Annotated in this window: 4 protein-coding genes; 1 reads left to right on the top strand and 3 read right to left on the bottom strand. The window is 43.3% G+C overall.

Going from position 1 to position 2,249, the window contains the following annotated elements:
- Positions 1-332: sulfotransferase (locus A3761_RS19695; RefSeq protein WP_231881263.1), on the top strand; the 332-nt coding region annotated here is incomplete at its 5' end.
- Here the strand turns inward: A3761_RS19695 and A3761_RS19700 are convergent.
- The 3 genes from A3761_RS19700 to A3761_RS19710 form a co-directional block, all read right to left on the bottom strand.
- Entirely contained in the window at positions 333-1,016 is a 684-nt protein-coding gene (locus A3761_RS19700; protein WP_231875596.1) for a sulfite exporter TauE/SafE family protein, read from the bottom strand. It lies immediately after the preceding gene.
- 2 nt (positions 1,017-1,018) lie between these two features.
- A complete protein-coding gene (ccoS, locus tag A3761_RS19705) occupies positions 1,019-1,246 on the bottom strand; it encodes a cbb3-type cytochrome oxidase assembly protein CcoS (protein ID WP_068554477.1) in 228 nt (75 codons plus the stop codon).
- A 67-nt stretch (positions 1,247-1,313) separates the two neighbouring features.
- Positions 1,314-2,249, bottom strand: a 936-nt coding sequence (locus A3761_RS19710; RefSeq protein WP_156491970.1) for a cation-translocating P-type ATPase, incomplete at its 5' end; no start/stop codon positions are given.

A 2,249-nucleotide genomic window follows, 5' to 3' on the forward strand; every position in this document is an offset into this window, starting at 1 on the left:
GGGCTCATGACTTAAATAATATATTCAAGTATGTGGATAATTGTTTAGTAGCAATGGATCGGACAAAGAATGCCTACCCTCAACGTGTGACAACAGTTAAATATGAGGAATTAGTGTGTGATCCGGAAGCTGAATCCAAGGCGCTTATGGCGTTTTGCGACTTGCCTTGGGGAGAACAGTGTTTGGATTTTCATAAAGAAGATAAGTTGCTAAGTAGAACGGCGAGTCATGTTCAAATTAGGCGGGAAATAAATCAGGATGCCGTCTCTGCGTATAAACAATATGAAAGTTTCTTTGAGCCTTTTTCAGAAATTTATCATTGGGCTTCTTAGCTAAGCGTTTAATAGCTGGTAAACTGTTTTCTGGATGACTGGCAAAGACCATAAGCCGAATAAAGTCATCATTGCTCCGGCAGAAGAGCGGAACCAGCGTTTTCTAATTGTCGCGGATAGTTTTTGTGCTAATAAACCGCTGCTCAACATTGAAGGCAGGGTGCCTAGGCCAAAAGCAAGCATGATTAGTGCTGAACCGAAGATACTTGCTTCCAAGCTTGCCCAGATCAAAGCCGAGTATACCAAACCACACGGTAGCCAACCCCACACCATGCCAACCACTAGCGCATCTTTGATTGATTTAATAGGCATAAAACGCTTTGATAATGGTTGAATCAAGGGCCAGAGTTTACTACCTAGTTTTTCAGCCCAGAGTATTCCATTAAACCATTGGCCTAGGTATAAACCCATTAGAATTAACATTGTTGCAGCTAAATATCTGAGAACCTCTAAGGCTGCTAATTGTTTGCTCAGCCAGAAACCAAGGCTGCCAACAATCAGTCCTGCGATGCAATAACTTATAACGCGCCCCAGATTATAGGAGAGTAAGAAGCTTGCCTTGTTTGATGATGAGGTATGTAAACCTAAGGCACTTGCTAAACCTCCGCACATTCCCAAGCAATGTGCAGAGCCTAGAAAGCCAAGCATAAAGGCAGAAATAAGAATACCGGGGTCATTTAGCAAACTTAGTCGTCCGATTTTTCACTATGTTGACTGTCTTTAGTATTCAGGTCTTTCTTTTGAGTTTTGTTGTTTTGCCCCGGGATCATGTCTTTATCATCATCATAGAGAATGCTGTGCGCGGGGCCTTCCAGGTCATCATACTGTCCGTTCTTAACTGCCCAGCCAAAAATGGCAATCGCTAAAGCAACAAGAATGATTGATAGTGGAATTAGAATATACAATATTTCCATCGAAGCTAACTCTTATCTTAAATCAGTTTAATTGGAGCACCTTTCCAACGCTCGCGACTTGTCCATGTTAGCGCTTTAACCTGAGAGAGTTAAAAACAACTAATAAAGAACTCAAGGACATTCCCAGGGCTGCGAAATAAGGTGGAACCCAACCAGCTGCAGCCATCGGGAGCATGCATAGATTATACATGATGGCCCAGGTCATATTTTGCTTAATGATTTTACGTGTTCTCTGCGCGTTTTGGAAAGCTTCGTTAATAACCGTCATATTTCCATTGAGCAGAATAGCGTCTGAATTTAACTTGGTAATGTCGCTGGCTTCGCCCATCGATATTGATAACTTAGCACCAGACAGGACAGGTAGGTCGTTAATACCATCACCCACCATTGTGACCTGTTTGCCTGCGGCCTGTAAACCTCTGACATAGGCCAATTTTTGCTCGGGCGACTGTTTTGCTTTGTAGTTAGCGATGCCGAGTTTAGAGGCGAGAATGGAGACAGAGTCTTGGTGGTCTCCACTTAATATATGAGTGGTGATACCCGCTTCCTGAAACTGTTTGATGCTTTCTTTACTGTCGGAGCGTAAAGCATCATTTAGCATAAATTGCGCAATCAGGTTCTCGCCATCGCTCAGATATAGGCTTAGGCCATTATGCTGTTGTAATGCTTGTTCGCAACTCTGTTTTAGTTCAACGAGTTCTGCATTGCCCAGTACGTAGTGTTGCCCCTGAAAAAAACCTTCGAGGCCCTTTCCAAGATGGTTTGTAACCCTTTCGGCTGGGCTGGTGAAAAATTCAGAAAAAGGCTTGGCGATCGGGTGGCTGGAGTGGTGTTCTAGTGCGGCAGCGATTTCAAGCGCTTTACTTTCTCCGCAGTGACTAAAAAGCTTCACACCAGAAATGCTGAGTTCACCTTTGGTTAGTGTCCCTGTTTTATCAAAAACAATATCGGTAATCTGGTTCATGGCTTCTTGCGCATGAGATTTGGTGATTAAGAAGCCTTT

It is taken from the genome of Oleiphilus sp. HI0123, from assembly GCF_001635315.1.